We start from the raw sequence: 25467 nt of genomic DNA, 5'->3' as shown, positions 1-25467 counted from the left end.
GCGAGGCCTAACGCCTCTTCCACGCCCGCGGCTACGCTACTTCTGGCCGGAGGCGCGCTTCTCCTGGTACTCCTCCGCCAGCTTCTGCTGCACGTCGTGCGGCACCTGCTCGTAGCCAGAGACCTCGAGCTCGAACTCGCCCGTGCCGCGCGAGAGCGAGCGCAGGCGCGTCGCGTAGTCGGTCACCTCGGCGTACGGCACCGTCGCGTCGATCGTGGTGTAGCCGCTCTCCGCGGCGCCGGACGCGGCGTTCATGCCCTCGACGCGGCCGCGCGACGCGCTGATGTCGCCCATCACGGAGCCGGCGTAGCTGTCGGGCACGGTCACGCTCAGGTGCGCCATGGGCTCAAGCAGCACGGGCTCGGCCTGCGCCACGGCCTTCTGGAAGCCGATGCGCGCCGCGGTCTTGAACGCCATCTCGTTGGAGTCCACGGGGTGGTACGAGCCGTCGTACACGGCGACCTTGACGTCGATCATCGGGAAGCCGGCAAGCACGCCGTCCCTCATGGTCTCCTGCACGCCCTTGTCGATGGCGGGGATGAAGTTCCTCGGCACGTGGCCACCCACGACCTCGTCCACGAACTCATAGCCGCCGCCGGGGTTTGGCTCCACGCGCAGCCAGCAGTCGCCGTACTGGCCGGCGCCGCCGGTCTGCTTCTTGTGGCGGCCCTGGGCGCTGGCAACGCGGCGGATGGTCTCGCGGTACGGGATCGCGAGCTTCACGGTGTGGGCCGTCACGCCGGCGCGCTCCTCAAGGCGGTCAAGCAGCACGGAGACCTGCGCTTCTCCAATGGCGGATATTACGGTCTGCCCGGTCTCCTCGTCGCGCGAGACGGAGATCGTGGGGTCGGCGTCCGCGGCCTTCTCGAGAAACGCGTAGACCTTGCCCTCGCTGCCGCGCGCGTCCGGCTCGATGGCGACGCGGTACAGGGAGTTCGGGAAGCGGAACTCCGCGGCCTCGACCTTGCCCGTGACGGAGAGCGTGTCGCCGGTCATGGCGTCCAGCTTCGGCACCACGCACACGTCGCCGGACGCGACGGACTTCATGTCCTGCATGTCGTGGCCGCACATCTGGTACAGGTGGCCCAGGCGCTCGCTCTTGCGGGTGCGCGCGTTGATGAGCTCCGTTCCGGGCGTGACGGTGCCCGCGAGCACCTTCACGAACGAGAGCTTGCCGTTCTGCTGGTCCTGCAGCGTCTTGAACACGAAGGCCACCGGGCGGTCGTCGTCAGGCGATATGTCGAGCTCCTCGCCGTTCACCAGCGGCACGCGGCCGTAGTCCGCCATGGTCGGGAACCACTCCGCCACGTCGCTCATGAGCGAGATGACGCCCTCCTCGCGCACGCAGGAGCCCGCGAACACGGGGACGATCACGCGATTGGTGATGGCCTTGCCCAGAAGGCCCTCGAGCTCCTCCTGCGTGATCTCCTCGCCGTCGAGGTACTTCATCATAAGCTCGTCGTCGGCCTCTACCGCAAGCTCCACCAGCTGCGCGTGCGCGGCCTCGGCGGCCTCCTGCATATCCGCCGGGATGTCCTCGACCACGGGCTTGCCGTCCACCATGTGGCGCGCCTTCATGTGCACGACGTCGATGATGCCGCCAAACGCCTCTCCGGAGCCCATGGGCATCGTCACGGGCACAAGGCGGTTGCCGTAGCGGTCCTGCGCGGTCAGAAGCGCGGTGTCCCAGTCGGCGTCCGGCCTGTCAAGACGGTTGATGAACAGCGCGCGGGCGATGCTCAGGTCCTCGGCCGCAAACCACAGGCGCGTGGTGATGGTGCCGGGGCCAGACGCGGCGTCCACCACGAAGACGGCCGTCTCCGCAGCGGCGAGCGCACCGTACGCGTCGCCCACGAAGTCCGGGTAGCACGGCGCGTCGAGCACGTTGATCCTGGTGCCCTCCCACTCTACCGGGGCGATAGTAGTGGAGATGGAAAAACCGCGCTCGCTTTCCTCGCTGTCGTAGTCAAGCGTGGGCTTGGTGCCAGCGTGTCCACCCAGGCGGGACGTCTTGCCCGAAAGGTGGAGCATGGCCTCGGCCAGCATGGTCTTGCCCACGCCGCCTTGGCCCACGAGTGCGAGGTTCTTCACTTTCCCAGTGCTTGTAGCCATGGTTCCTCCTCGAGCCGCATCATGCGGCGGCCTCGCCGCAGTCGCAACGGCGGACCACCGCGCCATAACGAGCCACGCATAAAGCGTCGTGGAATCACCATACCCATAAGCAACGGGATGCCGAGCGATTCATCGGGCAAACGCCGCCTGCCGCTCCGTGGACGCTACCAGGTGTAGCCGCCGTACGATTCGAACAGCCTCTGGAACGCCGGGAGCGACGTCTTGATGCACTCGTCGCTCACGCAGTAGCTCAGGCGGAAGTAGCTGCGGCACGCAAAGTCGCGCGAGCCCACCACGTAGAGCCTCTGCTCGTTCGCCGCACGCGCCTGGAACGCGTCGTCGTCGGGCTCGAGCGCACGAACCCACAGGTAGAACGCCCCGTCGGGATGCACCACGTCGTAGCCGATGTCCGTGAGGCCGCCGTAGAGTAGGTCCCTCTTGCGCGCGTACTCGTCCACGGGGGCCGGAAGGTCCACGCACTTCTCCAACACGCGGTTGAACAGGCTGTTCATGACCGTCGCCGTCACGCGCTGCGCGCCCAGGATCGCGTCGTACACGCGCTCCGCGTGGCGCACGGTGCCGGGCACCCACACGTAGCCCACGCGCTCGCCCGCAAGCGACAGCGACTTCGACCAGCTGTAGCACACGATGGTGTTCTCGTAGTACGCCGCGATCCACGGGTTCTGCTTGCCGTCGTACACGATCTCGCGATACGGCTCGTCGGAAAGCAGGTAGATGGTCTGCCCCAGCTCCTTCGACTTGCGCCGCAGCAGCGCGGCCAGGGCAATTATGGAGTCCTTCGTGTATACGGCGCCCGTGGGGTTGTTCGGCGTGTTGATGATGACCATGCGCGTCTTGGGGTTGATGGCCTCCTCGATCGCGTCGATGTCCAGCTGGAAGGTCTCGGGCTCCGTGGGGACCTCCACCACGTTGCAGTGCCACGCCTGCACCCACATGCGGTACTCCGCGTAGTACGGTGTGGGGATGATGACTTCCTCGCCGGCCCTGGTGGTCGCGGCGATGGTCGAGCTGATGGCGCCCGCGCAGCCCGCGGTCATGGCAATCTCGCCGGCACGCGCGTGCGCGTCGAAGCGTCGGTTCAGGTTTGCGGCCACGGCCTGCCTCGTGGTGAGGTAGCCGTTGTTTGGCGGGTATCCGTGCAGGTCGACGGACTCGTACTCCTCAAGGGCCTCGCGAATGGCCTCCGTCACCTGCGGCGCCACGGGCACGTTCGGGTTGCCTATGGAGTAGTCCCAAAAGTCGGTCACGCCCTGCTGCTTGAGCTCCATGGTCTGCTCGAACACCTCGCGAATGGCCGATTTGCCGGCCCCGAGGTCGTACATGAGGGAATCTACGCCGTCTGCCATGCTGCCTCCACTCTGGTCGCATCGTACGGCACAAGCTTCCCGCGCGCATGTTACCGAGGCGCTACAGGAGTTGATAGCGACGTGTTAAATCGCCGCACACCGCGCGTAACGCCGCCGGCAACGCGCCGCGCACCGCGCGTAACGCCGCGACCGGCACCGCCCAGGGGCGTCCAGACGAGAAGGACCCGGCGCCATGGCTGGCACCGGGTCCCGGGCGTTGTTCTTCTCCCCTGGGGACGTCCCCGGGGTTCATGCCGTCCGTCCTGGCAGGAGTTCCGCTAGTCGACGACGGCCTCGTTCTGGGCATCCTCCTCGGCGATGACCTTGGCCTTGACCGAGATCTTCTCCTGGGACATGGCGTCCTCGTAGTGCTTCTTGCCATCGGGATACATGTTCAGCCACAGCTCCTCGGCCTTGGGCGCCCATGCCTCCGCATACGGCTTCGTGCGAGCGCACACGTCTGCCGCGGACTCTGGCGTCACGTACTCCGTGCACTTCGCGTCCGCCTCGTCCACGATCTGCGTCAGCAGGCCGGAGTTCTCGAGCATGGGGCACGGCTCCAGCAGGTTGTCGTTCCAGGGGTAGTGCGCGCGGTATGCCTGGAAGATCGGCTGATGCAGGCACTCGAGCCAGTTGCCGTTCTCCTTGAAGTTCGCGTTGGAGTAGTGGATGAAGACGCACGGCTCCACGTCGCCGCGGGCGTTCACGTGGCAGTACACGCGGCCGCCGGCGATGCAGCCACCCACGAACTCGCCGTCGTTCTGGAAGTCCATCGCGAAGATCGGGTAGCCCTCGTCGCCCACGGAGCGCACCCAGCGGATGCGGTTGAACATGTACTCGCGCTGCTCGACGGTGGGCATGAGGTCCGCGTTCGCGCCCTCGCCCACGGGCATGTAGTGGAAGTACCAGGCGTAGCGGCAGCCCTTCTCGATGAGGAGCTTGAAGAACTCGTCAGAGCTCACGCGCTCGGTGTTCGCGCGCGTGTAGCACGTGGAGGTGCCGTACAGCAGTCCGTACTTGTGCATGCGGTCGAACGCGTCCATGACCTCCTGGAACGATCCGTCGCCGCGGCGGCCGTCGTTCACGCTGGGCTCGTAGGACTCAAGCGACACGCTGAACACGATGTTGCCCAGCTTCTGCACCCTCTCGCAGAAGGCATCGTCCACCAGTGACGCGTTCGTGAAGATGTTGAACAGGCTGGTGCTGTGCTTCTCGGCCAGCTTCAGCACGTCCTCCTTGCGCACCAGCGGCTCGCCGCCCGTGAGCATGAACAGGTGGGTGCCCAGGTCCTCGGCCTGGCTCACCAGGCTGTCCATCTCGTCGTACGTCAGGTTCAGGCGGTTGCCGTAGTCGGCGGCCCAGCAGCCCACGCAGTGCTTGTTGCACGCGCTCGTCGGGTCAAACAGGATGATCCAGGGCACGTTGCACTGGTACTTGTCCGCGTTGGCGGTGGTGTTGCGCAGGCCGCGGAACGCCGCCTCGTAGCCACCGTTAAGAATCGCGGTCTTCAGCACGTGGGGGTCGGTCTCGTCGATCACGCTGAACAGGAACTTCTCCCACTTGGAGCCGGGACGCAGGCCCTTCCTCAGGCCGCGGATGGCGCCGGGCGAGGTGTCCTTCAGGAGCTTCTCCGCCATGTCGATCAGGTGGTCGATGTTCTTCTCGCGGTCTTCGCCGGAGGCACTCGCAATAATCTTGTCGAGCACCACGCTGAAGGCCTTGCGCTCCGCAGCGTGCGCGATCTTGGACTGCATAGGCACTTCCTCTCCTTCGGGAGTCCCGGGCACTGCCCCAGTTTTCGACTCCCATTCAAAAACTTTGCCTAGCTTACTACTACCCAAATCGCCATGCAACGTACACACGCGCACGATTGGCAACAAATGTTGCCTCAGCCACCACAGATCGCGCGGACGAGAAGAACGCGGGCACTCCCCCGCAGCACGCCCGCGGTTCCCTTCGCGCCACACGGGTGCGGGGAGGGTCGCCCAGGCGGCCCTCCCCGTCAGTCACATGCGTCGCGCCAGGTGCTCGCCTCAGGCGAGACGCCAGCCGCGCCTATCCCCTGCGCTCGCGATGGCGACGCGCGAGGCCCAGCGCCACGGCCAGCGCGCCAAGCGTGCCAAGCGCCGCAGGCATCGCGGCGCTGTTGGCGTCGCCGGTCTTCGGCAGCACGGAACGCACGGCACTCGCCGCCCTGCTCACCACGGACGTGGCCCTGCCCGCAGGCGCGGACGGCGTCTTGCCAGAGGCGCTCGGCGCCGGCTCGTCGGCACTTCTCACCGTGAGCGTGCCCAGGTCATACGTCACGTCGTAGTTGGACTCCTTTGCCGTGCCGTCCCACACGATCGTCGCGGTGTTCTGGGAGGTGCCGACCTCCTTCTGGCCGCCCGTCACATTCAGGGTCGCACTCTCTCCGTTCACGAGGCCGGATATCGTGCCCTTCGCCGTCAGGACCTTGCCGTTGCACGTCGTGGTGGCAGACTCGGTCCTCACCGTAAGCGGAGCCTTCTTTATCTGGTAGTACGCCGTTGCGTCGCCCTCGTAGTTGCCCTTGCCGGTCGCGGTCACGGTCACCTGGCCAACGTTCGTCAGGTCGCCGCCATACGCAAGCGTGTAGTCAGTGCCCTCCACAAGCACGTCGCCCGTCTTCGCATCCTTCACAGTCACGGGCTGACGCTGCTCCTTGCCGTCGTAGGTGACGTCCTTCGGGGCAACCACCTCAAGGCTCGACGTCACCTTCACCGTCGCCGCATCAGACGTCAGGGTGTGGCCACCCTCGTCGGTGACGGTGACCCTGTATTGGGTCGTGCCGGCATGGGACGTGTCGGGCACCAGCGTGGCGCCGTCGGCAGCGGCACGAGCCTTCGCCGCGGTCGCGGAAGCCTTTGCCGCGGGACGGGCGCCAGCCCAGGTCTTGCCGTCCGTGGACTTCTCCCACTTGAAGGTCACGCTGCCGGTCGCATTCGCCACCTCGACGGAAAGCGGCGTTGCCGCGTCGCCCACCTTGTACTCGGCGCCCACTGGCTGCTTCGTGATGGACATCGGGAAGCTGACCACGAACTTCATCGAGGTAGAGCCCTCGTCGGTGGAATATACGCTGATACCGGTGTCCGTCTTCGCAGCGGGGTCGTCGGACCCCTTGTAGAGCGAGAGCTTGCTCGCGCCGTACGCCGCGTGCTCCGTCGCGTTCAGGAACGGCGCGTACAGGTTCGGCGATCCCGCGGACCCCTCGAAGTAGTTCTCCATGACGCCGGGGCGGTGCGTCTTTACGTTCACCGTGTTGGCAAGGCCGGCCTCGACGCCTGGCATGCCGGGATACCCGCACTTCGTCGCGATGCCGTTGTCAACGTGCCACACCACGATGCCGCCGGTCGGGTTCTTGATCGTGTTGTCGCCATTCATGTACATGGGCTCCATGCCGGCGTCGAACGACGCGTACTGGCGGTTCTCGATCAGGTAGTACTCGTCGTCGCTCACGTGGATGATGTAGCACTTGTAGCCGGCCGGGTCGGTCTCGGACGTCGCCGTGTAGGTACCGCTCTTCGTGATCTCCTCGGGAGTGACGTATCCCAGCAGGTAGCGGTCGTACGGGTCGAAGAACGTCGGGCGGTACTCGCCGCTCGTGGTCTTGCCGTACGAACCGTAGTCCATGATGGAGAGGTACATGGTGGAATAGTTGTCCCACGCGCCACTGTCATACGTCGTGGAGTAGAGGTCCGGCATGCCCAGGAAGTGGCCGAGCTCGTGGCCAAGGGCTCCAATGCCGCTCTGGTGCTCCTCTCCCGCCGCCATCGACTCGCTCTCGGACTGCACGATGTAGCGATCCACGCCCACCGTCTTGCCGTTTGCGCAGGTCACCTCATACGGGGCGCCCGTCTCCTCCGTAAAGGAGTACTGGTGCGACCATATGCCGTGGTGGCCTTCGGGTATGGAGCTCGTCGCGGCCTCGTAGCCGGCGAACACGACGCCCAGGCCAAGCTCGTTCGCCTCGACCTTTCCGTCCCCGTCAGTGTCGTACTGCGAGAAGTCCACGTACTGGGCCGCAGCCTCCACGGCCCCCTTCATGTCCGCGATGTAGTCCGCGTCGCCCGGGGTGAACGGGTCGGGGTTGCCGTAGTCGCGGTCCAGCGTCACGTGAACCACGCCGTCGTTCGCCTTGTCTGCGGAGTTCGTGTTGCCGCCGTTGCCGTACGCGCTGGACTCCTCTGCCGGGCGCCAGGTGAACTTGCCCTCGGAGGACGTGGCGTACAGGGACGACACGCTGTACTCGCCCGTGAAGAACGTCTTGTTCCAGTCGTAGTCGTCGCGGTACGGCTCATCCCTGAAGCCCACCACGATGGTCAGGAGCGGAAGCGAGGTGCTCGCCTTGGGGGCGGCGCTTCTCATCATCATCTTGACCTTGCCCGCGGAAGGAGCGCTTGTGCCCTGCGTCTTCCGGACGTCCGAAACCGTGATGGGCTGGGACGCCGTCGCGTCGCTTCCGGTCTTGCCAGAGTAGGTGTGGCCGCCCAGCTGGTAGTACGCCGCACGGGCCGCGTCACCGGAAAGCGCGTCTGCGTCGATTGCGCCGGCGTCTGCGGCGGCCTGCGCGTCAGACCCAAGCGCAAGGCCGGAGCCGGAGCCCACCACCTGACGCCACGTGCCGCTGTCCGGGTCCTGCTGCACCACCACGCCACCGGAGTTCGTGGCGTAGTGGAACCACTCGTCCCCATGCGTCGTAATGCTGGCCGTAGACCCGTCGGGCTGCGCGACCCTCACCGGCTGGTTGTACGCGGGTATCGCGAGCGCAGGTGCCGCCGAGCCCAGCGCGAGCGCAAGCCCCAGCGCCGCGCCCACCGCCGCGCGCATGACGCGGCTTCGTGGTGCGACGCCCTCCTCACATCCTTCGGTCATCACTCCTCCTTTGCAGACGGGCCGCACGCCCGCGGCCGCGTACCGGAACCTCTAGAGTCCAGGTTAGATGGCGGAATTATCCAATAGTTGGCCTGCAGGTTACCAAACGCGACCTTAAGATGCCCCAAAACGTTCCTAAACGGTGCGACGGCGGCGGCGCACGGCCCGCACACATCCGGGGCAAGGCCGCGGCCCCCTAACCCGGCGCGCCGCTACAATTGCAGAGAAGAACGCGGGCACGTGCCCGCAAGGACCACGTACGTTCGCGAGGTTACATGGGCTACAAGACCTACACCTGCCCCATCGCAAAGTCGTGCGGCGGCTGCGAGTGGCTTGCCGTTCCGTACCCCATCCAGCTGCGGCGCAAGCAGGAGCTGGTGGAGGGGCTGCTGGGCGGCATGGCGCGCGAGGACGGGTGCCGCGTGGCGGCCATCCGCGGGATGGACGAGCCCGTAGCGTACCGCCACAAGGCGGCGACGCCGTTCGCGCCCGGCAAGGGCGGGCGCGTGCGCTCCGGCTTCTATAGCGCGGGCACGCACCGCATCGTGGCGTGCGGCAGCTGCCTGGTGGAGGACCCCAGGGCGCGCGGCATCCTGGAGGACGTTGCGCGCGTGGCGCAGGAGCTGGGCATACGCCCGTATCAGGAGGACCGCGGGCGCGGCACGCTGCGCCACGCCGTCGTGCGCTGCGGGTACGCCACGGACGACGTGCTGCTGACCGTGGTGGCAAACGGGCAGCGCCTGCCGCGCGAGGAAGAGTTCGTGCGCCGCATGGCGCAGCTGCACCCAGAGGTCACGTCCATCGTGCTGAACGTGAACCAGCGCCGCACCAACGCGATCCTGGGACGCGAGTGCCGCACGCTCATGGGTCCCGGCACCATGGAGGACGCGCTTTTGGGCTGCACGTTCCGCATTGGGCCCACGAGCTTCTATCAGACGAACCCCCGCCAGACGGAGGTCCTGTACCAGCTGGCCATAGACGGCGCGCGGCTGAGCGGTGGCATGCGAGTGCTGGACGCGTACTGCGGGTGCGGCACCATCGGCATCTGCGCGGCGTCGCAGGCGCAGGCAGCCGGCGCTAACGTGCACGTAGTGGGTGTAGAGCAGGTGGCGGGCGCCGTGCGGATGGCGCGCGGCAACGCGAGGGCGAACGGCCTGGCAGACAGCTGCGAGTTTGTGCGCGCGGACGCCACGGCCTACATGGAGGGCGTCGCGCGCGAGGGTCGCGGCGCCGGGTTCGACGTTGTGGTGATGGACCCGCCGCGCGCGGGCTCCACGCCGGAGTTCCTCGCGGGCGTGGCGCACCTCGCTCCCAGCCGCGTGGTCTACGTCAGCTGCAACGTGAAGACGCAGGCACGGGACCTCGCACTTCTCCGCCAGCACGGCTATGCGATGGAGTCCGCGGTGCCCGTGGACATGTTCCCGCACACGAAGCACGTGGAAAGCGTCGTCACGCTCGTTCGGCGCTAGCAGCGCCGCGCGCGGCAGGCACGTGCCAGACGCGTGGCCCGGCGTGGCGATTTCATCATTATTGCGACGATTTGCCACGCGGGCATTGCCCATGCCCCTGCAAAGTGCCAGCCTGTCTTCGGCCCCGTCCCCGGGGCCGATATTTGGCGGTTCGTACGTAAGAAGGCATTCTCATGGCACCAGAAAGCAACGCGACGCTCAGTCGCAACCCGTTTGGCTACCACAGGCGCCGCTGGTGGGTGGGGCTGACCGCGTTTCTGTTCCTGTTCCTCATAGGACCGCTCGCCATGTTCGGCGACATGGACCGCGGCACCATCCACCACGCGTCGCAGCTCGCGGAGCACTACCAGACCATGCTCCTGTGCTTCTCGCTCCTTCTTCTGTACCTGGTGCCGTTCTTCGTGTTCGTGCGCTACACGCGCATGCGCGCGGGCGTGCCGCGCTGGCTTGTGGTGCTGGCGTTCGCAAGCGGGCTCTTCGTCCCCGGCTGGATCGCCGGCGAGCTCAACGACGCCGCCGACGTGCTGCTGCGCGCGGCCACGTCCAAGGCCTTCGTCAGCACGTGGGGCGATGCCGTCGAGGCGCCGCTGGTGGAAGAGACGCTCAAGCTCCTCACCGTGCTGGCGGTGCTGGGCCTTGCCGGACGCCACGGCGGCCGCGACTGGCTCGTGGGCGGCATGTGCGTGGGCATGGGCTTCCAGCTCAACGAGGACCTGGGCTACATAGTGGACCAGGTTGCCTCGGCGCACCACGGGTACGAGACCGCGGTCGCGGTCACGCTCGGAGACCGCGTCTCGGGCGCGCTCGTCTCGCACTGGACGTACACGGCGCTCGCGGCCGTCGCCGTCTGGCTGTTCTTCTGCCAGCGCCGACGCCTGCGCGGACTTCTTCTAGTGCTCGCCCCGCTGCTGAGCCACGCCGCGTGGGACACGCCCCTTAGCGACGCGGGAGCCCTGTTCGAGGCACTCATCTGCCTTATCGCGGCCATCCCGTTCCTGTATGCTTGGGGCGACATCACGTTTGACGGCGAGCGCCGCCTTTCCGCTCCGTGCCCCAAGCGGCGCAAGCGGCACGCGGCCCACGGCACGCCCGGCTCGCAAGACGCCCGCGAGGACGCCGCGCCGGGCGAGAAAGACGCGGGCTTGGCGCCGCAGCCCCCACGGGGCCTGTAGCCGGCACAAGGGGCGGGAGGTTCTGTCATGCGAGGTGACGACATGCGGGAAGGCGCGCGCAAGGCAGCCGCAAGCGACGCACGCGCAACCGCAAGCCCGTACGACCTTGGCACTCCCCTCCCGCGCGACTACCCGTACGAGCCCCGCGGTCGCAGGCTTGCGGACGGTGCCCTTGCCACGCTCGCCCTGCTGCGCGTCGCGGCAGCAGCGCTCGCGTTTGCCGGGCTCGCGTGGTGCGCGAACACGTGGCTGTCAGCCACCTCGCTTGGTGCCGCAATCATGGCCGTCCTGTGCGTCACGCTTGCCGCGCTCGTCCTCGGGCGCGGCCTCGAGTATGCCGCCGGCGCGGCGTTTGGTCGCGCGTCGCTTCGCCTTGCGCCAGACGCGCGCCACGACTACGTGCTGCGCGCGTTCCGCAGGGGGCGCCGCTCCGCAAGCACCACGCCGCGTTTCCTGCTCGCTCTTGCGCGGCTAGACATCCTCAGGGGGCAACCCCATCTTGCCGGCGACGCCCTCTTGCGCGTAGACACCTCCCATCTGAACCCAGACCGCCTGAAGCTCCTGTACCTGCTGCAGACCGTCACGGCAATACAGCTGCAAGAAGACGCCCGTGACGCGGCAATCCGCTACGCAGGAATCGCAGGCGAGAAGGACGCGGACTTCCCGCCCGAAGACGCGGTCCTTGGCTGGGCGCAATCCACGGCTGACGGCCGCGCGCCCGAGGACGCGACCCTGCACGATGCCTGTGCAAGGGCGCTGCAGCCACGCCGCCGCAAGCCGCTTCTGGCGGTCGCACTCTCCGTCATGCTGGCACACTGCCTCCTCTTCGCAGGCGTCGCCACCGGGGTCGACGCCACGGGCAGCTGGCGCCTGCACGTGGGATACCAGACGGTCGCTGGCCTGCTGACCTCGTCGTTCATCGTGGCGCTCGCAATCGTGGGCGTCGTTCTTCTCGCCCGGTGGCGCACACGCCGGGATGCGCCGCAAACGCGCGGGCGCAAGGTCGCGCAAGTCGTGGGCTCGTGCCTTGTGGTCGTGGCTGTCACGTGCCTTGCGCTTGTTGTCGCGATCGGGACGCTCTTCGCAACGGATGGGACGGAGCGCGTCATCGTGCGCGGCGTACAACTTGATTCTGCCGATGGGCGTCCGTACGACTACGTCGCGATCGACACGGAGGAAAGCTATGGTTCGAGCCGCCTCACCACGTATTGGCGCACGCGCGACCCCTTTGTGATGCAAGAGTGGTCGCCGGCACAGGTGTATGACGCGAAGGCATGGCGCAAGACGATTGCAAACGGCGGCGACTCCGGCTCTGGCACGACCGATAGCTCGACGTCCGCGACGGGGTCCGCGGGAAGCTCGGCCGTCACGTCCGATACCGACACGTCAGAATCCGCCATCTCGTCTGCGCTCGCAGACCAGATGCGCGCAGTCGCAAGGTATCTGCAAAAGCGGGGCGTCGTGCCCGGCACAAGCGAGCCCGCGCTCTCCTTCGACGCAAAGGGCCATGCATATGCAAGTTTGGGCACGCAGGACCAAATTGTACGTGGCAGGACCGTCGTGGTCGAGTACGTGCTAAAAGACAACGGCGAGTCCGAGCAGCCCTCCGGCACGGCGCAGGAACTCGTGCTTGAGCGCACGTATCCCAATGGCGACGGCGAGCCGGAGCTCATGGGCTTCTACCTAGTAGACCATCAGACGCTTGCCGTTACGGATGAAAACAGGACGTCCTGGTAGGGACGCCCTGCTCTCTCAAAGGTCTTTCGCTTGTCTGCACGCGTCCAACGCGCGCGTCTCGCAGCCTGTCGCCACGCCTCGCTATGCGCCCGCCGACGGGTCGACCACGACCTTGTTGCCCTCCACGTGCACGCGGCCCTCTGCCAGAAGCTGGATGGTATCGGGGTACAGCTCGTGCTCGATCTCGTGGATGTGGGCCTCGAGCGTGTCCACGTCCCAGTCCTCCTGCACGGGCAGCGCGCGCTGCGCGATGATGGGGCCGCAGTCGTACCTGTCGTCCGCGAAGTGCACGGTCACGCCCGTGACCTTCACGCCGTAGTCGAACGCGTCCTGGATGGCGTGCGCCCCCTTGAAGCTGGGCAGCAGCGCCGGGTGCAGGTTCACCACGCGGTTCTCGAACGTGCGCAGGATCGGCGCGTGCACCATGCGCATGTATCCCGCCATGATCACGTAGTCGACCTTCTCACGCACCAGCGTGGAGGCGATCACCTCGTCCGCCGTGATCGGGTCGGCGTACACCTCCTTGCTCAGGGTCATGGTCTGGATGCCCGCGGCCTCCGCGCGCTTCAGTCCGTACGCGCTGGGGCGAGAAGAGATGACGATCGCGACCTCGGCGTCGAGCGTGCCTGCGGCGATCCTGTCGATTATGGCCTGGAGGTTCGTGCCGCTGCCGCTGATGAGGACGCCCAGCCGTATGGGCCTGCGCTCCTGGCTCATCGGTAGGTCACCTTGCCCTCGCCCTTGACGCACTCGCCCATCACGAACGGCGCGAAGCCCTGCGCCACCAGGTCCTCGCACACCTCGTCCACGTCGTTGGGGTCGCAAATGATGCTCATGCCCACGCCCATGTTAAACGTCTTGTACGCCTCGTCCGGGGTGAGGCCGGCGGCCTTCACGCAGTAGTCGATGATGGGCGGCACGTCCCACGCAGGGCCGTCGGCGCCGCCGCGGTCCACCACGGCGTCCACGTCCGCCGGCAGCGCGCGGTTCAGGTTCTCGGTGATGCCGCCGCCCGTGATGTGCGCCATCGCGTGGATGGGGGCACCGGCCTTCAGCGCGGCAACGAGGCCGCCCGCATAGATCGTCGTCGGGCGCATCACGGCGTCCGCAAGGGACTCGCCGCCCAGCTCGGGCAGCGGGGTCTCGAGCTCCTCGACCGTCTTGCCCTCGATGGCGACCTTGCGCACCAGGCTGTAGCCGTTGGAGTGGATGCCGGAGCTCGGCAGGCCCAGGATCACGTCGCCCTCGTGCACCAGGTGCGGCCCTATCATCTTCGGGCGGTCGACCACGCCCACCACAAAGCCGGCCAGGTCGTAGTCGTCGGGGTCCATCACGCCGGGGTGCTCGGCCATCTCGCCGCCCACAAGGGCGCAGCCCGACTTCTTGCAGCCGTTCGCGATGCCCTTCACGATCTTGGCCACGTGCTCGGCACGCAGCTTGCCGATCGCGACGTAGTCCAGGAAGAACAGCGGCTCCGCGCCGATGGGCACCACGTCGTCCACGCACATGGCCACCAGGTCCTCGCCCACGGTCTCGTGGCGGTCCAGCAGCTGGGCGATCGCGAGCTTCGTGCCCACGCCGTCGGTGCCGGATACGAGCACGGGGTCCTCCATGTCCTTGAAGCCCCTCATGCTGAAGCACGAGCCAAACCCGCCCAGGCCGCCAATGACCTCCGGACGGTTCGTCTCCCTCACGGCCGCCTTGATGGCGTCCACCGCACGTGCGCCCTCGTCTACGTCCACGCCGGCGTCGGCGTAGGTAATGTGCTTGGGCTGAGTCTCCATGCTCTTCTCCTCCGTGTGTCGCGCAGGGCGCTGGCCCTGCGCACCGGCTGCAGCGTATGTCTCAAGTCTATCAAGTTCCAATGGCGCCGCCGCGTGCGCGGCGCCTTACGCGCACATTGTTTACGCGACGCGCCCGCAGGCAGACGGCACGTCCGCCCCCTTAGGCCCCGTTCGTTGTGCCGGAGGCCGAAGCGTCCTGCGCAGACGCGCCCGTCGCCGCCGCGGCCTCGCTCTTTGGCACGCACAGCATGACGGCGCGGCCGTGGCCAAAGTCGTAGTTGCACGTCACGAGCGTGAGCACGTGGCTCGTGCCGCCTATGATCTGCTGCGCGTCCGAGCGCTTCGCGACCGCCTTCGCGAGCATCTTGTTCAGGTATGCGTGGAAGTCGTCGTTCGATGCAAACGTGAACGTGCGCAGGTCGTCGTCGTAGTCGCTCTTGATGATGTACAGCAGCAGCGGCTCGAGCTCCCACGCCTTGTTGTTGCGGTCCACATACCAGACCGTCTTCACCTTGTCGAAGTTCTCCTGCTTCTTGAGGTCGTCCAGCGGCGCGAACATCTGCCCGTCGTTCAGGTGGTGCCCGTAGATCAGCGACTGGGCGTCCACCATGCCCGGCTTCGTGTTCTTGCAGTCCAGGAACACCTGGCCGCCCACGCTGTACTCGCCCGTCGCGGACGTGCGCAGGTACGTGTTGTTCGTCTTGCCCTGGTACACGGGGAAGCTCATGCTCGTCCCCACGACGTCCACCCAGCCCACGATGTCGTCGTTCACAGCCTCCAGCGCGGCAAAGTCTATCTTCGGCGCGCCGTTGTTCTCGCTCACCTGGACGTTGGCGACCTTCTGGAGCTTCTCGTTGCTCTGCCGGGTGTGGCTGTACTCGCTCTGCGCGTGGAAGTACAGGTATCCCGCCGTGGCGAGAAGGGCTATGCCAACCACCAGGAAGATGGTGCTCAGGACGTTGCGCAGTCCGCGCTTGCGCCTTGGGCGGCCCTGGTCGCCGGCCGTCGCGGCGCCCCGCGTGGGCGTCAGCGGCTCGAAGCCCACGGCACCGTGCTCCATCGCCGGCGCCGTGGCAGGCGCCTGCGCCGTGCCCTCGGGCCCTTGAGCTCGCGTGTGCTTTCCCATCGTCACTCCTACCAAGGTCTGTCTCGGCGGGGCGCCAGGCACCGCCGCCTTCGTTTCCAACGCACCATTCTTGCACGTTTGGACCGGGCTCGGCCACAAACGACGCGAGGCGCCCACAAACGGGCGCCTCGCGCTGCACGGCTTTCGCGTTGCCTAGGCCTCGGCCATCTGCCTCTTGAGCTCCACAATCTTCTCGCGGTACTCCGGCATGGTCGCGCCCAGGATCTGGGTCGCATAGATGGCCGCGTTCTTGGCGCCGCCAATGGCGACGCACGCCACGGGCACGCCGGACGGCATCTGCACCATGGACAGCAGGGAGTCCATGCCGCCGAGGTCGGAGGTCTTCATGGGCACGCCCACGATGGGCAGCGGCGTGTACGCCGCGACGACGCCGCCCAGGTGCGCGGCCTTGCCCGCCGCCGCGATGATCACCTTGATGCCGCGGTCTGCCGCAGTCGAGGCCCACTCGTGCACCTTCGCGGGCGCGCGGTGCGCGGACGCGATGACCAGCTCGTAGGGAACGCCCAGCTCGTCCAGCTCCTTCGTGCACGCCTCCATTGCCGGCATGTCCGACTTGGAACCCATGATGATTCCGACGACAGGCTGCTCTGCCATGCTTGACCTCCAAGGTCTCGTGTTCGTCTCTTCGGAAGGCGTCCGCCAGCCGGCTCCCGCGCCGACGGTCGCTACAGACAGTATAGGTTCGGCGGCATCAGTTTCCAGCGCCCGTGCCCGTCGCCGCACCGGAGGCGCCCTTCTCGCCCGTTGCGCTCGAGGCGTTGTCCGTGGTGGGGGCGTCCCCCGTGGACTTGCCGTCGGCACCGGAGGTCAGCACGCCCAGTATGCCGCCGGAGTCGCCGTCCCCGCCGCTTGAGGACTTGTCGTCCGCGCTCGGGCCAAACACCTGGTCGAGCACGCCGTTCGTGATGGACTTGCGCAGCTGCTTCTCCGTCGCGGAGTCCACGCCCGTGATGGAGCAGTTGAAGCGCACGCCCTGCGCGGTCGACGTCTTGGTCCAGATGAACGTCATGAGGGTCTTCTGCTCGCCCGTGGGCTTGAGGTAGCCAAAGAACCTGGACGTCTGTATCTTGCCCGCCTTGCTGACGTGGACGTTCACGTTGTAGATGACGGTGTTGATGTCCGGGTTCATGAGGGCGTTCGTCGCGAGCGCGGCCGCCTGGATCTGCGAGGTCGAGAACACGCCCAGCACGTCGGACGAACTCGTGTCCGTCACGGTCACCTCGATGCGGTGGGAGTTCTCGTCCGCCTCCTGCACCGAGAAGTCCTCCGGAAACTGCGTGTAGCCGTTGCCCCACTCCACGCCGTTGCTCATCGCGGCGACGACGCTCGAGATGCTGGCGTCGTTGCCAAGGCTGCGCGTACTGACGCGCCGCACCACGCCGCAGGAGACCTGCAGCGTCACGACGGCCAGGAAGAACACCACGAGGAAGATGGTCGTGGTGCGGGTCATGACCTCGCCCACGTTCGAGCCGGAGGGGTCCTTGTCTGAAAGCGGGTCCACGTCGACGCCATGGCGCCCCTGGCTGCGCATCTTGCGCTGGCGCGCCGCGGTCTCCTCGTTGGTGTGGCCCGTCTCGTCCACGGTCGAGAAGAGCTTCTCCGCGTCTGCGGCGTCAAGGGTGCCCCGCCTGCGAGCCTTTCCCCCCAACTTTGCCATGAAGCCTCTTCCTGCCGCGGGCCACGCCCGCCCCGTCAATCGGTCCCGTTACAATCAATCCCGTTAAGTATATTGCTACCGCGCGTCCGCGCCCTGCGGGGACAGCCGGTGCGCAACCGCATCACATATGAGCGCGCCCACCACGGTCTTCGCATCCTCGATCCTGCCGTCGAGCACGGCGTCCACCAGCTCCGACAGGTCCACGAGGTCGACGTTTATGAACTCGTCCGCGTCCGGGCTCGACTCCGCCAGCGTCAGGCCCGTCGCCATGTAGATGTGGATGAGCTCGTCCGCGAACCCCGCCGCCGTGGCGATCGTGGTGAGAAACGCCATCTTCTGGGCGCGCATGCCCGTCTCCTCCGCAAGCTCGCGCTCCGCGCAGTCCAGCGGATCCTCGCCGGGGTTGAGCTTGCCGGCGGGAATCTCGACCGTGACGCGGCCGAGCGCGGAGCGGTACTGCCGCACGAGGCAGATGCGCCCGTCATCCGTAAGGGCGACGAGCGCGACGGCGCCGGGATGACGCACGACGTCGCGGTCTGCCTCCGCGCCGTCCGGCAGCCGCACGCGCAGGCGGTCGATGTTGAACACGCGCCCCTTGAACACCACGTCCTCCGCAAGCACGTGCTCGCTCAGGTCCGCGTCGCGCGGGTCGTCGTCGCCCAGGACCAGGTGCCTGCGCTCCGGCGCGCCGGAGTGGTGGTCGTGCCTGCTCCTGTCGCCGTCGTACGTCAGGGCGTCCACCCCCTCGGCCATGCTCGATATCGCGTGGTCAAGGGCGCCGGCCGTGCCGTCATCGAGCGCCACCAGGTGCTCCTCGCCCAGAAGCGCGTCGTCGTCCTCGTCCAACGTGACGTCTACCTCGTCCGAGCCCTCGTTCTTCTCGTCTTTGGACATGCGTTGCCTCCCGGATAAAAAGTCGCGGCACCACGCGGCGCCGCGACTGCTGGCCTACACGCTCATGGTACCCAGGCGCGCTACAGGTTCGCGCGGCCCTTGATCGCCTTGATGCCGATGTCGTGGCGGTACGTCTTTCCCTCGAAGAAGATCTTGTCGCACGCCTCGTACGCCTTGTTGCGGGCGTCCTCGAACGTGGGGGCCACGGCCGTGACGTCGAGCACGCGGCCGCCGTTGGTGTACACGGCGCCGTCCTCGCCGAGCTTGGTGCCCGCATGGTAGACGGTCACGCCGTCCATGGCGTTTGCGTCGTCGATGCCGCAGATGAGCTTGCCCTTCTCGTAGGAGCCGGGGTAGCCGGCGCTCGTGAGCACGACGGAGACGGCCCAGTCGTCGTCCCACGAGACCATGTCGGGGCTGAGGGTGCCGTCGTCGCACGCGAGGAAGCACTCGACGAGGTCGCCCTTCATGCGAGGCAGCACGACCTGGGTCTCGGGGTCGCCGAAGCGGGCATTGAACTCGAGGACCTTCGGGCCGTCCTTCGTGAGCATGAAGCCGCCGTACAGGCAGCCGCTGTAGGGGTTGTCCTCGCGGGCAAGCTCCGCCACGACCTTCTCCTCTATCTGAATCATCTGCTCAAGCTCGCCGGGCAGCAGGATGGGCACCGGGGAGTACACGCCCATGCCGCCCGTGTTGAGGCCGCGGTCGCCATCGAGCGCGCGCTTGTGGTCCTGGGAGGTCGCGAGGGGCACGACGGTCTTGCCGTCCGTGAGGGCCAGAAGCGAGCACTCCGGACCCTCGAGCATCTCCTCGACCACGACGAGGGAGCCCGCGTCGCCGAACGCGTTGAAGCACTCGTGGACGCCGTCGAGGGCCTCCTCGGTGGTCTGGGCGACGATGACGCCCTTGCCGGCGGCGAGGCCATCGGCCTTGATGACGATGGGGCCGCCGACCTTGCGCACGTACTCCGCGCACGCGGTCTCGTCCGTGAACGACTCGTACCTGGCCGTGGGGACGCCGGCGCGCTCCATGACGTCCTTGGCGAACTTCTTCGAGCCCTCCATCTGCGCGGCCTTGCCGCTGGGACCGAAGACGGGGATGCCCTCCGCACGCACGGCGTCGGCCACGCCTGCGACGAGCGGCGCCTCCGGGCCTATCACCACGAGGCCGATGCCGTTCTCGCGGGCGAAGCGCGCGACCGCGGCAGGATCGTTCTGGTCCACGTCCACCTTCTGGGCGAGCTGGTACATGCCGCCGTTGCCCGGCGCCACGAACAGCCTCCCGGCGCGCGGGGACTGGGCGAGCTTGACCAGCATGGCGTGCTCGCGCCCGCCGGAACCTAGGAGCAGGATGTCTACCTTGTGGTCTTGTGAAGCCATGGTGCCCTCCTTGGGCTAGACGTGAATGTGGCCTTAGGCCTGACGTGCCTGAAGGATCGAGGATGCCTCCTCGGCGGTGATGAGCGATGCGGGCGCATAGGCGATTCCCACGGCGCCGACGCCGATCTGGGCGCAGGTGGAGGGGTTGGCCCTGAGGCGCGTGGCGCAGGCGGACTCGAACTCGTTCGTGTCGAGCGGCTTCTCGAGCTTCTGCAGCACCTTGGGGTCGCCGGAGTAGACCTCGGCGTACGTGATGGGCCCGACCTTTGCGGAGTAGCGGCTGAGCGTGCGCGCGAGCACGCCCGCGAGACGCGCCGTGTCAGAGGAGGTGGTAATCTCCTCCGCCTGGCCGTCAGGCGTGATCTTGACGAGGCCGCGCACGCCGAGCGCGCGGCGCTGCAGCTGGCTCATGTGGCCGAGTATGCCGCCGCGCTTGTGGCCAATGCCGTTTGACGGGTTGGCGTCCGCCGTGGGGACCATGAGCATGCGCGACGCCGCGGACAGCGCCTGCGCGCGCTCCACGGCCTCGTAGGAGTCCATACCGGCGTTCCTGTCCAGCACGAGCCGCGCGAACACGAGCGCGTACTCCGCCGAGGCCGCATGGGTGTCGATCACCGTGACGCGCGCGCCCTGCACCTTCGAGACGGCGCTGCGCGCGACCTCGCACACGTCCCTCATCTGGGACGAGACGTGCAGCGAGACGATGTGCTCGCACCCCTGCTCCGCAAGGGCCTGGTACACGGTCAGGAAGTCGACCTCGGACGGCGAGTAGGTGTTGATCTGGCCGCGGTGCTTGGTGTACTCGCGGTAGAACGTGGGGGTGTCGATGTCGAGGCAGTCGCGGTACTGCTCGTGCCCCATGCGCACGATGAGCGGTACGAGGGCGACCCCCGCCCTCTCCAGCGTGGAGAGGGGGAGGTCGCACGCGCTATCGCACACTATTGCGAACTTTCTGTTGGAAGTGCTGGCGGTCACGCTGGCCTACTTCCAGTAGCGGTCGATCGTCTGGTCGCGATCGGGGCCGACGGTGATGATGGAGACGCGCACGCCCGCGAGCTGCTCGAGGAAGTCGACGTAGTCCTTCGCCTCGCGCGGGAGCTGGTAGAAGTTGCGGACGCCAGAGATGTCGCACTTCCAGCCGGGGAGGGTCTCGTACACGGGCTTCGCGTGATAGAAGACGCTCTGGTGCTCCGGCACGGTGGTGTAGCGCTTGCCGTCGCACTCGTACGCGACGCAGACCTTGATCTCGTCCAGGCAGCCCAGGACGTCCAGCTTCGTAATCGCGAGGTCCGTGAGGCCGTTGACGCGGGCGGCGTAGTTCACGACGACGCCGTCGTACCATCCGCAGCGGCGCTTGCGGCCGGTGGTCACGCCGTACTCGTGGCCGACCTCGCCCAGCTTGTCGCCCACCTCGTCAAACAGCTCCGTCGGGAACGGGCCGGAGCCCACGCGGGTGAGGTACGCCTTCGCGACGCCCAGCACGCGCTTGATCTGGGTGGGGCCGACGCCGGACCCCGTGACCGCGCCGCCCGCGGTGCAGTTGGAGGAGGTGACGAACGGGTAGGTGCCGTGGTCGATGTCGAGCATGGTGGCCTGCGCGCCCTCGAACAGGATGTTCTTGCCGGCCTCGAGCTGCTCGTTCAGGAAGAGCGAGCTCTCCACGATGTACGGGCGGATGCGCTCGGCAAACGGCAGGTACGACTCGCAGATCTGGTCGACCGTGTAGGTCGGGAGGTCGTAGACCTTCTCGAGGATGGGGTTGGTGTACGCAAGGGCCGCGTCCAGCTTCTCGCGGAAGATCTTCTCGTCCAGCATGTCCTGGATGCGAAGGCCGGTGCGGTTCATCTTATCCATGTAGCAGGGACCTACGCCGCGCTTCGTGGTGCCGATGAGGTTCTTGCCGAGCTTCTTCTCGTGCGCGCCGTCCAGGTCCTTGTGGTACGGCATCACGATGTGCGCGTTGCCGGAGATCTTGAGGTCTGCGCACGAGATGCCCTGGCCCTCGAGCACGTCGACCTCGCCGAGCAGGACCTCCGGGTCGACGATGCAGCCGTTGCCGATGACGGGATAGGTGCCCTTGTACATCACGCCGGAGGGAACCTGGTGCAGGGCGAGCTTGTGCCCGTTCGCGATGACCGTGTGGCCGGCGTTCGCGCCGCCGGCGTAGCGGCAGACGACGTCGTAGTCGCCGGAGATAAGGTCCGTGACCTTGCCCTTGCCCTCATCGCCCCACTGTGTGCCAACCAGAACTGTTGCAGGCATTGCATCCTCCCTGTCGGGTCATGTTCACGTGTCGCGGCGCCGTGGCGCCGGCAGTCTCAGTATAGGCCACGAGAAGGACTTCCCGTTCTTCTCGTTACCTATGTTTGAGACTCTCAACGCATCTCTACGGATGGCCGGGCCACTAGTCGCCGTGCCTGGTGTCCACCTCGACGAACTTGGTGGAGCCGGGCAGGAACATGAGCGGCACGATGTTCAGCGGGCCGGAGCGGTTCTTCGCGATGATGAACTCCGTCACGTTCATGTCCGGGCGGTCGTCGCGCGCGGCCTCCTCCTCGGTCATGGAGCGGTCAAGCAGGATGACGATGTCGGCGTCCTGCTCGATGGAGCCGGACTCGCGCAGGTCGGACAGCTGCGGGCGCTGACCCTTGCGGTCCGTTACCTGACGGTTCAGCTGCGACAGCGCGATGACGGGCACCTCGAGGTCCTTCGCCATGATCTTGATGCCACGCGACATCTCCGAGACCTCGGTCGCGCGGCTGTCCGCGCGGTGGCCCCCGGACGGCGGCGAGAGCAGCTGCAGGTAGTCGACCATGACCATGCCCTTGGGCTTGTCCTTCAGCATGCGGCGCGCCTTCGCGCGGATCTCCGTCACCGTCGTGCCGGGCGTGTCGTCGATCAGGATGTCCAGCTGGGAAAGGTCGCGGGTCGCGTCCAGGATGGTGCCCCACTGGTCGTCCTTTATCTTCGCGCCGCGGATGGCGGAAAGCGGGATCTTTGCCTGCGCGGACAGCAGGCGCTGCGCGATCTCGGTCTTGCTCATCTCGAGCGAAAAGAACGCGACGCTCGCGCCTGCGGCCGCCGCGTTGACGGCGAGGTTCAGCGCAAACGACGTCTTTCCTACGCCGGGTCGCGCGCCGATGACGACCATCTGTCCGGGTCGCAGGCCCTGCAGGCACGCGTCGATCCCGGGGTAGCCCGTGGAGACTCCCAGCGTGCCGTCCGGGTTCTGGCACATCTCGCCTAGCTCGGTGTAGAGGTCGCCCATGACCTCAGTGAGCGTGGAGTAGCTGTCGCCGATTTCGCGGTTCGTGACTCCAAGGAGCAGGTTCTCCGCGGTGTCCACGACCTCCTTCGTGTCCTCCGGCGCGTCAAACGCAAGCGCCGTGATCTTGGAGGAGGCGTCGATGATGGCGCGCAGCGTCGCGTCCCTGTGCAGAATCTCGACGTGGTGCTGCCAGCTCGCGAGCGAGAACGAGTTCGTGTTGAGGTCGAGGATGTACGCCATCCCGCCGACCTTGTCCAGGTTGCCCGTGCTCCTGAGGTGGTCTGCAAGGGATACGGGGTCCACCACCTGGCCGCGATCGAACAGCTCGTTCATCGCGCGGAATATCGCCTTGTGCGAGTAGAGGTAGAAGTCGTCCTCGTTCAGCGCGACGAGGCACTCCTGCAGCACCTCCTGGGAGAGCAGCATCGCCGAGAGGATGCTCTTCTCGGCGGCAAGGTCCTGCGGCATCACGCCCCCGCCCGGAAGCGGACCTCCGGAGCCGGAGTAGTTGTCGTATTGGTTGTCGGACATGTCCCTGCGCTCCTCGTCTGATTGCCACGGTCCACTCATTCTAGAACGTAGCCGTCCGTCCGCAGATTGAGGTTGAGTGAAGCCTTCGGAGATTTGTCAAGCCCGTCTGCGGCCACCATCGGGGGCTACGACCCAATTTGTTGATAGCTAGGCGCCACGAGCGGGCCTTTCTTCACTTTTCTTAGTTTTCAACAAATTTGGGAAATTTTCGAGGTTTGCGTTTTCAACATTTCTCCTCACAAGGCGGGACTCCGGGCGAGAAATGCCCCGGCTCCCCATACACCACCCTCTACCTGCGAAAACAGGACATTTCTGCAGGTAGACGGCGCGTTATGCCCTCGCGGCGAGAAAAGGGCCGCCCGAACGAAAGCATGTTCGGGCGGCCCGTATGGCGCACGTATGTGCTGGCCAGGCTCTCACGACAACCCCTCTACCTGCAGGTATTGTTGAAATCCCCTGCTAGGACCATCAATCGGGCCTGGGTGCGGGAACGCTACTCCGCAGACTCCTCGGCAGGTGCCTCGGTGGCCTCGGCGTCCTCGGCCTTCTCGGCCTCGGGCTCCTCGGCAGGCTCCTCCTCGACGGGGGTGCCGACCATGACGGTGACCTTGGAGCCGATCTCGCGGTAGAAGTTGACGTCGACGACGTGGGCGCCGGCGGTCTTGATGGCACCGCCGGTCGCGATGCGCTTGCGGTCGACCTCGACGCCGAGCTGGGCCTTGATGGCGTCCGCGATCTGCGCTGCGGTAACGGCGCCGAAGAGCTGGTTGTTCTCGCCAACCTTGGCGTCGATCACGATCGTCTGGTCGTCGAGCTTGGCCTTCGTCGCGTTGGCATCGGCGATGCGCTTCTCCTCGCGCTTCTCGATGTTGTGGCGGCGCTCCTCAAGCTGCTTGATGTTGCCCGGGGTGGCAGGCTGAGCGATCTTCTGGGGGAACAGATAGTTCTCCGCATAGCCCTGAGCGACCTCTACGATGTCGCCCTCGCCGCCCTTGCCCCTGAGCTCACCCAGAAGGATGACTTTCATGGGAACTCCTTTTGTTGGTCGGCCTAGGCCGACTCTTTGCTCACTTTGGGATCCTTTGGCCGCGCGTTCCCCCGCTTGCGCGGAAGGCCACGGAAGTTCGCCGCGACTACGTCGACCAATCCCACAACGCTCACTAACAAGAATGACACCTCAAGATAGAACGCCGCGACAAGCGTCAGTCCCTGCGTTATGGGGCCGAAGCCAGCCTTCTTCGTGTACCACGTCGCCACGGCCGCGCCCTGCAGGAACAGGGCGACCCTGGCTGCCGTGAGGACGTTCTCCCCCACCATCTTCACCTGGGAGGACCAGGCAGGCAGCTGCGAGCTTAGGAGGCTCGCCGCAACCCCGACGATGAAGAGCACCGCGACCCATGCCGGCGCGTCAAACAAGGAGAACGTGCGCTCAGTACGCGCGTTCCTCTTTCTTGCCGCGAGGCTCCCGCCAATGTGAGAGCAGAGCGCCTCGACGATGGCGTTGCTCAGGAACGCCATCGGCCAGTAGGTCTTGGCCAACGTCACCACCGCGGTCAGCTGCTCGCGCATGTCCGCGCTCGCAGACTGTCCCGCCTCCCTCGCGTACGTCCGTATCGCGCCGTCCATGGCGGCGGGAAGAGACGTGTTGTTCAGATAGGCGAACACCGCGTCGGTACCTGCCATCGCAAGCGCTATCACCGCGACGGCAAAGCACTTCCAGCCAGTGGAGGCCTCTGCATCCGAACCGTCTGCAGAGAAGACCCAGGCCGTCAGACACCCGATGAGCACATAGGGTATCTGCTTGGGATCGACCAGAACGCAAACGAGGATGGAGGCGAGACAGGCAACGACAAACGCCGTCCGCCTGGCCACTTTCCCGTTCGATTCCGAAAGGCCGATTCCGTACGCCACGAGCACGCACGCGAAATCGATTCCCACGAGCATGCATGCCGCGCCGACCAGAATCCAGGCGAGACCACCTTGGGTGGATCTCGGTCCTTCCGCCACTTCTCGGGCGCCGTGCGCGCCTTTGGAGCCGTCAAACCCCTCGGGAGCCA

19 protein-coding genes are annotated in these 25467 nt (G+C 66.6%); 3 read left to right on the top strand and 16 right to left on the bottom strand.

The features are described 5' to 3' along the window. Nucleotides 1-36: 36 nt before the first annotated feature. The 4 genes from ACTQWE_RS00570 to ACTQWE_RS00555 form a co-directional block, all read right to left on the bottom strand. Nucleotides 37-2112 carry an elongation factor G gene (locus tag ACTQWE_RS00570; protein ID WP_170103851.1) on the bottom strand — a complete coding sequence of 692 codons (2076 nt, stop codon included), beginning with the start codon at nt 2110-2112 and terminating at the stop codon, nt 37-39. Nucleotides 2113-2276: 164 nt separating this feature from the next. Then, the gene (locus tag ACTQWE_RS00565) at nt 2277-3479 is read right to left on the bottom strand and encodes a pyridoxal phosphate-dependent aminotransferase (RefSeq protein ID WP_441855047.1); all 1203 of its coding nucleotides are present in this window, start codon (nt 3477-3479) and stop codon (nt 2277-2279) included. A gap of 278 nt (nt 3480-3757) precedes the next feature. Next, a complete protein-coding gene (locus tag ACTQWE_RS00560; protein ID WP_441855045.1) occupies nt 3758-5233 on the bottom strand; it encodes a radical SAM protein in 1476 nt (491 codons plus the stop codon). 301 nt (nt 5234-5534) lie between these two features. After that, complete coding sequence (locus ACTQWE_RS00555) at nt 5535-8372, bottom strand: immune inhibitor A domain-containing protein (RefSeq protein ID WP_441855043.1); 2838 nt, start codon at nt 8370-8372, stop codon at nt 5535-5537. Between the two features lie 275 nt (nt 8373-8647). On the opposite strand from ACTQWE_RS00555, the gene rlmD reads away from it, so the two are divergent. The 3 genes from rlmD (at nt 8648) to ACTQWE_RS00540 (ending at nt 12750) form a co-directional block, all read left to right on the top strand. Continuing rightward, the gene (gene rlmD, locus ACTQWE_RS00550; protein ID WP_441855041.1) at nt 8648-9841 is read left to right on the top strand and encodes a 23S rRNA (uracil(1939)-C(5))-methyltransferase RlmD; all 1194 of its coding nucleotides are present in this window, start codon (nt 8648-8650) and stop codon (nt 9839-9841) included. Between the two features lie 173 nt (nt 9842-10014). Further along, entirely contained in the window at nt 10015-11013 is a 999-nt protein-coding gene (locus ACTQWE_RS00545) for a PrsW family glutamic-type intramembrane protease (protein ID WP_441855039.1), read from the top strand. 27 nt (nt 11014-11040) lie between these two features. Next, the gene (locus ACTQWE_RS00540; RefSeq protein WP_441855037.1) at nt 11041-12750 is read left to right on the top strand and encodes a hypothetical protein; all 1710 of its coding nucleotides are present in this window, start codon (nt 11041-11043) and stop codon (nt 12748-12750) included. Nucleotides 12751-12831: 81 nt separating this feature from the next. Here ACTQWE_RS00540 and purN read toward each other — a convergent pair whose 3' ends face one another. The 12 genes from purN to ACTQWE_RS00480 all read right to left on the bottom strand — a co-directional run bounded on the left by purN (nt 12832) and on the right by ACTQWE_RS00480 (nt 25321). After that, nucleotides 12832-13467, bottom strand: coding sequence for a phosphoribosylglycinamide formyltransferase (gene purN / locus ACTQWE_RS00535; protein WP_441855036.1), 636 nt, complete (start codon nt 13465-13467; stop codon nt 12832-12834). Then, entirely contained in the window at nt 13464-14534 is a 1071-nt protein-coding gene (purM, locus tag ACTQWE_RS00530; RefSeq protein ID WP_373578167.1) for a phosphoribosylformylglycinamidine cyclo-ligase, read from the bottom strand. Before purM ends, purN begins: the two co-directional genes overlap by 4 nt. Nucleotides 14535-14694: 160 nt before the next feature. Then, complete coding sequence (locus ACTQWE_RS00525; RefSeq protein ID WP_441855034.1) at nt 14695-15660, bottom strand: class B sortase; 966 nt, start codon at nt 15658-15660, stop codon at nt 14695-14697. 153 nt (nt 15661-15813) lie between these two features. Continuing rightward, a complete protein-coding gene (purE, locus tag ACTQWE_RS00520; RefSeq protein WP_154541691.1) occupies nt 15814-16275 on the bottom strand; it encodes a 5-(carboxyamino)imidazole ribonucleotide mutase in 462 nt (153 codons plus the stop codon). Between the two features lie 97 nt (nt 16276-16372). Then, nucleotides 16373-17338, bottom strand: a complete 966-nt coding sequence (locus ACTQWE_RS00515; protein WP_441855032.1) for a hypothetical protein — start codon at nt 17336-17338, stop codon at nt 16373-16375. 75 nt (nt 17339-17413) lie between these two features. Further along, nucleotides 17414-18091 carry an NUDIX domain-containing protein gene (locus tag ACTQWE_RS00510; RefSeq protein WP_441855146.1) on the bottom strand — a complete coding sequence of 226 codons (678 nt, stop codon included), beginning with the start codon at nt 18089-18091 and terminating at the stop codon, nt 17414-17416. A gap of 221 nt (nt 18092-18312) precedes the next feature. Next, on the bottom strand, nt 18313-19611 hold the full coding sequence (gene purD, locus ACTQWE_RS00505) for a phosphoribosylamine--glycine ligase (protein WP_441855031.1): 1299 nt from the start codon (nt 19609-19611) through the stop codon (nt 18313-18315). 33 nt (nt 19612-19644) lie between these two features. Further along, complete coding sequence (locus ACTQWE_RS00500) at nt 19645-20586, bottom strand: DegV family protein (RefSeq protein WP_170103838.1); 942 nt, start codon at nt 20584-20586, stop codon at nt 19645-19647. 6 nt (nt 20587-20592) lie between these two features. Continuing rightward, nucleotides 20593-21873, bottom strand: coding sequence for an adenylosuccinate synthase (locus tag ACTQWE_RS00495; protein WP_170103837.1), 1281 nt, complete (start codon nt 21871-21873; stop codon nt 20593-20595). A gap of 142 nt (nt 21874-22015) precedes the next feature. After that, the gene (dnaB, locus tag ACTQWE_RS00490; protein ID WP_170103836.1) at nt 22016-23410 is read right to left on the bottom strand and encodes a replicative DNA helicase; all 1395 of its coding nucleotides are present in this window, start codon (nt 23408-23410) and stop codon (nt 22016-22018) included. A 493-nt stretch (nt 23411-23903) separates the two neighbouring features. Further along, nucleotides 23904-24437 (bottom strand): 50S ribosomal protein L9, encoded by a 534-nt coding sequence (gene rplI, locus ACTQWE_RS00485; RefSeq protein ID WP_170103835.1) that lies wholly within the window; start codon nt 24435-24437, stop codon nt 23904-23906. Nucleotides 24438-24460: 23 nt separating this feature from the next. Next, nucleotides 24461-25321, bottom strand: a complete 861-nt coding sequence (locus ACTQWE_RS00480; RefSeq protein WP_441921190.1) for a DUF2232 domain-containing protein — start codon at nt 25319-25321, stop codon at nt 24461-24463. Between the last annotated feature and the right edge of the window lie 146 nt (nt 25322-25467).

It is taken from the genome of Parafannyhessea sp. LCP19S3_B1 (assembly GCF_052121955.1).
Classification (GTDB): domain Bacteria; phylum Actinomycetota; class Coriobacteriia; order Coriobacteriales; family Atopobiaceae; genus Parafannyhessea.
Note: the sequence above shows the minus strand (reverse complement) of the source record. Positions and strands in the feature narration are given on the sequence as shown.